Annotated in this window: 6 protein-coding genes; 4 read left to right on the top strand and 2 right to left on the bottom strand. The window is 48.6% G+C overall.

The window, feature by feature from the left end:
* Positions 1–371 precede the first annotated feature (371 nt).
* The 3 genes from AC1DYT_RS26535 (at position 372) to AC1DYT_RS26545 (ending at position 3,049) form a co-directional block, all read left to right on the top strand.
* Complete coding sequence (locus AC1DYT_RS26535) at positions 372–722, top strand: hypothetical protein (RefSeq protein WP_477472499.1); 351 nt, start codon at positions 372–374, stop codon at positions 720–722.
* A gap of 762 nt (positions 723–1,484) precedes the next feature.
* Entirely contained in the window at positions 1,485–2,339 is an 855-nt protein-coding gene (locus AC1DYT_RS26540) for a methylated-DNA--[protein]-cysteine S-methyltransferase (RefSeq protein WP_477472500.1), read from the top strand.
* Positions 2,340–2,341: 2 nt separating this feature from the next.
* Positions 2,342–3,049, top strand: coding sequence for a 2OG-Fe(II) oxygenase (locus AC1DYT_RS26545; protein ID WP_477472501.1), 708 nt, complete (start codon positions 2,342–2,344; stop codon positions 3,047–3,049).
* Positions 3,050–3,259: 210 nt separating this feature from the next.
* On the opposite strand, the gene AC1DYT_RS26550 is transcribed toward AC1DYT_RS26545, so the two are convergent.
* Together AC1DYT_RS26550 and AC1DYT_RS26555 are read right to left on the bottom strand one after the other, a co-directional pair.
* The gene (locus tag AC1DYT_RS26550; protein WP_477472502.1) at positions 3,260–5,998 is read right to left on the bottom strand and encodes a DUF5695 domain-containing protein; all 2,739 of its coding nucleotides are present in this window, start codon (positions 5,996–5,998) and stop codon (positions 3,260–3,262) included.
* 141 nt (positions 5,999–6,139) lie between these two features.
* Complete coding sequence (locus AC1DYT_RS26555; RefSeq protein WP_477472503.1) at positions 6,140–7,039, bottom strand: hypothetical protein; 900 nt, start codon at positions 7,037–7,039, stop codon at positions 6,140–6,142.
* A 516-nt stretch (positions 7,040–7,555) separates the two neighbouring features.
* On the opposite strand from AC1DYT_RS26555, the gene AC1DYT_RS26560 reads away from it, so the two are divergent.
* Positions 7,556–7,951: a hypothetical protein gene (locus AC1DYT_RS26560; RefSeq protein WP_477472504.1), complete on the top strand. Its 396-nt coding sequence runs from the start codon at positions 7,556–7,558 to the stop codon at positions 7,949–7,951.
* Positions 7,952–8,362: the final 411 nt, after the last annotated feature.

Raw genomic sequence — 8,362 nt, forward strand, 5'->3', positions numbered from 1 at the left:
GGCCAGTATCACAAAGTGTCTATCAAGCATCTTCAATCATACTTAAATGAGTTCACTTTTAAATATAACCACAGAGCCAATAAATCGAACTTCGACCTGCTCATTAATAGATCATTTGGATAAAATGTCTATTCATGGGCTATTACTCTTGCGAGGAGCCGCCGCGGGGAATGGCGAGGGCGAGATCTGGCAATCTCATAGAACAAACGAACTCACAAAGCCGCTCTGCTCACCGATGGTTGCCGCGCTATCGCTCGCAATGACGATGGGGCTATCGGTGAAATCAAAATAAGCGGTAAAATCGGTGATTAAACTTCGTAACTTTCTGCCGCGCTATCGCTCGCAATGACGTGGTGGTTAAAATAAATCCAATGAATACCATAAAAAGCATATTCGCTGCCAAAACGCTGTACTGGCACCTGCTCATCAGGCTGGTGCTGTTTTGCTTTTGCGTTGGCTTAGGTTATATATTCGTGGTGCCACTTATTTACTGGAGCATACTTGGCGAAGGGGCCGTTGGCGATCGTATCGCCGAAGAGCCTTTGAATGCTTTCCTCTTTCAATACGGCACACTAATCCTAGCGCTCTTGATTATCGCCATACTCACAGGCCTGAACATCAGGAAGAAAGATTTCGCCAGGGCGAAATCATACATCATAACAGGGCTAATCGTCACTATACTATATTTGTTTAAAGAACCTATTGCGGCTTTGATTTTTTAATGCGCATTAATTCGTCGAAATGAAAAGCAGCATCATAAAAGAAATCTACTGGCTGGGTGCCCTCGTGTTGGTAGCCGGCATCTACGTTTTTGTTCGCGACAAACTCATGATAGACGATATCAACGCGCACGATACTTATTATATTGGCGGCTGGCCTTCTATGTCCACCGTTATTTTCTCGGTTTGGGTAAGGTTGGTTTTTATTGTCTTTTCGGTTCGTGCTATTATTGCAAGGTTCGGCAATAATAGCACGCTTTACATTCTCGCTACTTGCTGCATATTGATTATCTTTAGCTTACAAAGAACAACCGTAAATTTATCGGCTTTCGAATTTCCGCCCGATAAACCAACACCTTCGATAACGTCGACAATACAAAGCACAGAGTCTCCGCCGGTCACCGGCCTTTTTTATGGGGAATCGCCGATGGTATCTTTAGTGATAACTAGCGTACAGGCCTTGTTAATGATTTTTATGGTTTTCCTGGGCACGAGGATTGGGCGAAATCGATGTAATTGATAGAGCGTTATGTCCTTGGGCAGCAGCCGCCGCAGGGGAATGGCGAGGGCGAGATCTGGCAATCTCATAGAACAAACGAATTCACAAAGCCGCTCTGCTCACCGATGGTTGCCGCGCTATCGCTCGCAATTGACGTTGGGGTTATCGGTGTAATCGAAAAAATCTGTGCAATCGGTGAAAACCTCGCAAGTTTCGGGTTCTTTAGCCTGCGCCACCAAGGTACATTTGTGTTATAAATTCATATCATGGAAACACAAAACAACATCAACTTCCAACGCATTGCCGAGGCGATAAGCTATATCAGGCTCAATTTCAAGACACAACCGAGCCTGGATGAGGTGGCCGAAAAGGTGAGCCTCAGTCCCTTCCACTTTCAGCGCATGTTTACCGATTGGGCAGGCATCAGTCCCAAAAAGTTCCTGCAATATCTTAGCCTCGATTACGCCAAAGGTATCCTGAAAGAGCAACAGGCCACGCTCTTCGACGCCGCTTACGAAACCGGCCTCTCCGGCACCAGCCGCCTGCACGATCTGTTCATCAACATTGAGGGCATGACACCCGCCGAATACAAAAACGGTGGTAAGGAACTCAGCATCAACTTCAGCTATGCCGAAACACCCTTCGGCAATATCATCGTAGCATCGACACCGAAAGGCATCTGCTATATAGCCTTCGCCGATGATAAGGACGAAGCCTTCAACCAGCTTTACGCCCAATTCCCCAACGCCAGCTACTACCAGGTGGTAGATATGGCACAGCAGAATGCGCTATACATCTTCACGAGGGATTGGTCGCAGCTCTCGTCCATCAAACTGCACCTAAAGGGCACCAGCTTCCAGTTGAAGGTATGGGAGGCCCTACTAAAGATACCTATGGGCGGTTTGAATACTTATCAAACGGTTGCCCATGCGGTGGAGCAGCCAACAGCCAGCCGCGCGGTGGGCAGTGCCATCGGTGCAAACCCTGTCGCTTTTTTGATACCTTGCCACCGGGTCATCAAATCTACCGGCGAATTTGGGCAATACCATTGGGGTGCCGACCGCAAATCGGCCATCATCGGCTGGGAAGCCGCAAAAACTAACCATCTAAGCATCGTTTAAATATGGAACTGCAACAAAGGATAGCCCAAGCCGATTGGTCGGCCATAACAGAAAGCCTGAACGCCAAAGGTTACGCTACTATCCCCGATATTTTATCCGCCGATGAGTGCAATGCACTGGTGGCGCAATACGGTGATGATACCCGCTACCGCAAAACCATTCAAATGGAAAACCACGGATATGGCATGGGGCAATATAAATACTATGCTTATCCATTACCCGGCGTGGTGCAGCAATTGCGCGAGGGAATTTACCCCCACATTGCCCCTGTTGCCAATAACTGGATGAAGGCCTTGGCGATAGAGAAAACATTCCCCTGCACTTTAAACGAGCTTACCGAACTTTGCCATCAACAAAGCCAGTTACGCCCTACGCCCTTGATATTAAAATACGGTAAAGGCGGCTACAACGCACTGCACCAGGATTTGTACGGCGAAGTTTTCTTCCCCATGCAGGCGGTGGTATGTCTCAATCAACCCGGCAAAGATTTCGAGGGTGGCGAATTCGTACTGGTAGAGCAACGCCCGCGCATGCAATCAAAAGCCATCGTATTGAATCCCGGCAAGGGCGATATGCTCATCTTCACCACCAATTACCGTCCGGCCCAGGGCGCAAAGGGCTATCACCGCGTCAACATGCGCCACGGCGTAAGCGAACTCCGCAGCGGCGAGCGGCATACGCTGGGGGTAATTTTTCATGATGCGACGTAGGGGGTAGAGCTGTTGAGCCAATCTGCAAGCAGTTGTGTCCGCGTCGGGAGTTAACTCACCCCCAACCCCCTTTGCTGCGCAAAGAAGGGGAGACATTGGGGCTATATTTTTCCTATTTTCTTCACCCTCTTTGCGAAGCAGGGTCGACCAGCGATAGCGTAGTCGGGGTGAGTCAAATATGCGAGCGATAGCAACCAGGCTCAAATCCACCTACCTCCTCAACCCTACCTCCACCTGCTTACCACCCAACGGAATCACATAAGCCCCTCGCTCCATCCCCGGTTTTTGTATTAATTTATACTGCTTTCCCGTAGGTGCCTGCTGTATGCGCAGGTAAGCTTTAGGCGTATGGTCATCGGCTGCGTTCAGGGTAGCTGTTATGCTGCCGGTTGCCGGGTTGTAGTTAACGGTTTTAAACGTCCCTGCATCCAATGTAAGCCAAAGCCCTGCCGGCGCAATAAACACCCGCGATGCGGAGGCCGTAGTAATATCTACCTTTATGATACCCTTAGCGCGGCTAAGATTACCACCAAATGCCAGCCAGCCAAAGTTAGAATCGTGGGTAATATAGGTTGCGGTGTTTATGGCATAGCCAAAAAAATTGGGGCCGTAATCGCCAGAAAGGCCGTCGATTTTTAAAGTAGATGGGTAGGAGTGGAAAGCCGCCGGACCGAAACCATCCTGCGCAATATTAGCCACCGAACCCATTAAGCCGCCATAACCTACTCGCAACAGGTATAAATCGGCGGGGTGTTTGCGGTATTCACTCAATACCGGGATGGCATTCAATCCCGAGCCGTAGTGGTGCAGCTGCCGCTCGATGCGAGAGAGCTTGCCGCCGTACAAAAAGTCCCAATACCGCCGCGCGGAACCATTGTAACCCCAATGTGGTACCGTTGGCATATAGCCCAAAATGGCATTGATGGTCACCTCCGCTTTATCGGTGTACCCAAAATAATCCGACCAGTTATACACTTCTTCCTGCCCGGTGCTATCCCAGGGCATCTCGCTGCCGAAGGGGTATTGCAGGGTATGCCAGTGCTCGGCGCGTTTGCGCATTTCGGTTTCCAGCGGGAGAGCCTTATCGCTCCAACCTTCGGCTTTCAGATCCATCAGCAATAAATAAAATATCGTTCCCTCCATCTGCCCGAACTGCGCATAGTAAGGAGCCTGCTTTACCATGGCCATGGCGGTTTCGTAGGAGTTGTTGAGGTAGAATTGCCAGTCGCCCTGCGTAACAAGTCCGGTATAGTTGCGCGCCAGCCGGTACATTACCCAATGCGCGGCGGTAACGTGCGGATAATTATAAGAGCGACCCACATCATTGGCAGCTTGATGGCTCCAGGCGGCCCATGTTTTCCAGTTGAGGCTGTCGCTGTAGGTGCCTTTGGGGATACTGTCGGGCTGATAGTAAAATACGCTTTTCTTCACCCCGTATTTTTGCGGCCCATCGGCATGCTGTATATTGCCGAACAGGGTGTGGTTCACAAAATCCTGCAGTTTGGCAATCTCGGCTTTATCGGGCTGTACCAGTTGCTTCATCATGGCGCCCAGCCAACTGCCGGCCCCGCCCTCATCGCTCAGGCCGGCAATCCAAACACGGCTATCCTGGGTAACCTGCTGCTTCTTTTCGTAATCGTAGGTAATTACTGATGGGTTGCGGTGGAAGGTATCGGGCTTGTTAAACCATTGTTCGGTGGTCAGGAAATGGCCGAAATCCTTTACCAATTCGCTCTCCGCTTTTATTACTTTATAGCTGATGGTTTGGCTTAACCCATCCGTGTAGGTAATGGTTAAACGCGCGCGACCCCATTGCAGGCCTTTTACGTTATAGGCTTGCAGCGTTTTATTTTCGGCAGTAGTTGGCGTAATGCTAAGCGCACCTGCCGGCTCTGCGGTTAATGCCTTTACTTTTTTGCCGTAGTTTAAGAATAGCCTGGCATCGGTACCTTGCGGCAATACATACCCCGGTATGCCTACCGCTACAGGGCGGTGCTGCGCGATGAGTGTTTGTTCGATGCCTTTGATAGTTGGGGACAACACAAACTGAACGCCATATTCAACGGTTTCGCCGGGTTTTACAATTATAGATGTTGGCTTGTTCCATGGTTCGGCTTTTTTCCATTCGTTTTCGGCGTAGGCCTTGCTGTGTACCATCCATTCGTAAAAGCCTTCGAAGTCGATGCCTTTCGGGGTTGGGTCGGTAAGCAGCGGGTTGTACGCCTCAAATGGCGATTTGCCATAAGGCAGCACCAACAGTGCAGGGCCTTTGCCGCTAAGGCGGGTTGCCTGTAAATAACCGGCATCGCGGCCAATGTATGGGTCGTAAAATACATTGCGGGCGTGGGCCTGTTCCAGTTCTTCGCCCTGCAAAATATTATTGAATATCATAGGCATGCCCAAAGCGCCGATCTCCACGGCGCGCTTACTGTTGTTTTTCAACTTGAATAACAGCACCAGGTTGCCCTTTACCACTTGCCAGTAACGTCGCACTTGCAGCGGGATGTTGGCCGGAAGCGTAGGCGAAAGGTCGGCAGCCTCGAGCAGGCGGGGGTCTTCAGTTTGAAATGGAATTACATCCGCACGGTTAGCGGCAGTGGAATAGCTGGTCCAAGCCGTGTCGCCCTCGCTTTTCAGGCGCAGGTTGATATCCCCCAGGTGATACATGCCATTGCTGCTGCGCTGGGCAAGGCGAGCGGAGGGGGTAAAATCAAAATCTTTTTCGGTATTGGGCTCGAGCGCGGCAACGGTTTGCGATGCTTTGACCAGCTTTAGGCGGAAGGCCGGAGTGTTAAAAGTTAGCAGCCCTTTTTCTAAATGCAGCGTAGATGGCCTTTTCTCGAGGTTCTTCCACGGGTCCTGCGCGTGGGATGGCGAAACGCCAAAGAGCGTCAATATAAAAAAGAAGACTACGGATAAACGGCAGGCACTACGACTGTTGGTTTGCATATTACGTACGAAGGCTAAATTCGTGATAGTAAATGTATGTGATTATTGCCCTGTAAATGCTTGTAATTTGCCCGATTGTAGCAGTATGTTATCGCTTTTTTGGTATTGGTTTCGCAATAGCAGATAATTTATCTATAAAGCCTATTTCCCATACCCCTTAGTTAACTCCTTAATTACCCATTTTTCGAAGAGGCTTACGGCTTTTGCCTGCGCGTCACTTTTGTCCCTAAGTTCTACAAAGTTCGTCACACCGAGCAATTTTAGTTCGGAATGCTTATCATCGCCGGAGATATTGATATCTGAATGCATAGTGCGCAGGCGGATGGTGTCGGCATTCTGCAGTCGTTCATAATCCAGCAATTGCGCTATCGTGTCTTTTTTGCTTATAGTGCTGCTGTAGTAAAAAGTGCTGGTCTTGCTGTCGAAATCGATATGGGCGGTATCGGGGGATATTTTCAGGCCTTTGCTGCTGTTGTGGCTGCGTACATACTTATCTAAATCCTTTATATATTCCAGTTGCAGGGAGTTCACGCGCGATACCAGTTCGCGCTTAGAGAAATTGAAGCTGTAGGTTTTATTGATGCCGGTAATTTTGGTGTATTTTCCCTTTATCATGCTGGTTGCCACAAAGGAAAACAACGACAAGCAAATAACACCGCTTTGCAAAACCGGCTTCAAACGATAGCTGCCGGATGTGTTAAACAGGTAATAAGAAAGCGGGAGGATAAGCAAGGCGGTAAAGTCTGAATAATCTACCACGCGATTGACCGAAATGCCCAGGCCGTTAAGGCCATCGATAAATGGTTGCGCCAGGGGCGATTTCCAAGCCATAAATAATACCAGCGTGGCCACATGTACCAGCATTACCCTGCGCGGCCAAAGTGCGCTCAGGAAATAAGCAAAAGAAAAAAGCCCTGCAAAATCAGATAACTTGCCGGTGAGGGCATTATGAAAGCTTGCTTTGAGGTACCAGTCATTGATAATCAGCACCAACACAGCGGTGATGAAAAACGGGTTCCCTAATTTTTGTTTGGTGGCCATTGGTTAAATTGACAGCAAGTTATAGAAAAATCGGGCATAAACAAATCAATGTCATTTACTTAAAATGGTCGTTACTTAGCCTCACCCCAACCCCTCTCCAAAGGAGAGGGGCTCAAAGTCCTCTCCTTTGGAGAGGATTATTTCATGAGGGCTTCGCCGTTTAGGTGAGGCTACTAAGCAAGTTATAGAAAAATCGGGCATAAATAAACAACCAAAAGTGTATGCATTTTTGAACAGTAACGGCCAATGCCGCTTATTTGGTACAGCTAATCAGCTATAAATTTATTGCGGGATGCTTACAAAGGCTGGCTTTGTTGATTTTTCTACAGAATTATTAATACAGCTTAAATTTTTTTAATATTTAATTAAGTGCCTTAAATAAATGTGGCTAACCGGCTGATATGCAGTTGTTTTTTTGCTATGTGGCATACACATTGCATCGGGATGGATAGGGGCTTGTTATTTAGTACGATGCCCTGTGCAAAATACCCCTATGAAAAATAATTACCAAACAAAATGGACCACTACAGAGAGATAAAAAACAACTTAACCTGGCACAATGAAGGTAAGTTTGATGTTGAATTAACTAACGGCGTTATCACCAAGCTTAACTTTTGCGAACCCGGTAAAGGGGTTGAAGATAATGGCAAGTGCCTCACCTCAACCAACTTTAAATTTTTACAGGCAGTGCACGCTGCCCTGGGCGATTTGTTCACCTTTATAGAAGAAGAAAACAAACGCCTCGGCTATAGCTACGCCCGCCCCGGAGAAACCGGTGCTTATAATGAAGAGGTGATAGAGAAACCCTACAAGCAGCCCGCCGAAACCAGGTTGCGCCCGCTCATCAATTACGATAACCAGCCCGAACTGAGCCACATTACCGTTGGCGAGGGACTGAGGGATATTGGGTAGGCTTGTTATTAGGTTTGAGATGTTAGATATGAGATTTGAGACAAAATCCCTGGTGCCGCGTTAATAAATTCGCGGTAGCGTAGGGCCGGCTTTCAGCTGTCACAAGGCGGAATCGTATCATAATCATACACAGTTTTGGTACTCTTGGTAAAAAGGAGCGCCCCCGGGAAGGGAGCGCTTTTTTTGTGTGCGCCCGGCACGGGCGCAAGCTATAGGGTGAGAGTCCCGAACGCGCCTTGATAGTGGGAAGCGTTAACCAAARGCAAGGGTGTCGTGGGTGACTGCGAATCTGAAGGAAGCTGGCGGTAAATCTCTGGCCTGACGAACAGGAAGCAGATCAGGCAGTTCCATGTGGGTGAGTTTGCACAACAAAACAAAGCCCAAAACTATCCGAAACATGGCGCTGTACAT

Source organism: Mucilaginibacter sp. P1_D10 (assembly GCF_056406215.1).

Bases quoted from the DNA above. Each gene is read 5' to 3' on its own strand.
- AC1DYT_RS26535 (WP_477472499.1), top strand. From the start codon at position 372: ATGAATACCATAAAAAGCATATTCGCTGCCAAAACGCTGTACTGGCAC.
- AC1DYT_RS26540 (WP_477472500.1), top strand. From the start codon at position 1,485: ATGGAAACACAAAACAACATCAACTTCCAACGCATTGCCGAGGCGATA.
- AC1DYT_RS26545 (WP_477472501.1), top strand. From the start codon at position 2,342: ATGGAACTGCAACAAAGGATAGCCCAAGCCGATTGGTCGGCCATAACA.
- AC1DYT_RS26550 (WP_477472502.1), bottom strand. From the start codon at position 5,998: ATGCAAACCAACAGTCGTAGTGCCTGCCGTTTATCCGTAGTCTTCTTT.
- AC1DYT_RS26555 (WP_477472503.1), bottom strand. From the start codon at position 7,039: ATGGCCACCAAACAAAAATTAGGGAACCCGTTTTTCATCACCGCTGTG.
- AC1DYT_RS26560 (WP_477472504.1), top strand. From the start codon at position 7,556: ATGGACCACTACAGAGAGATAAAAAACAACTTAACCTGGCACAATGAA.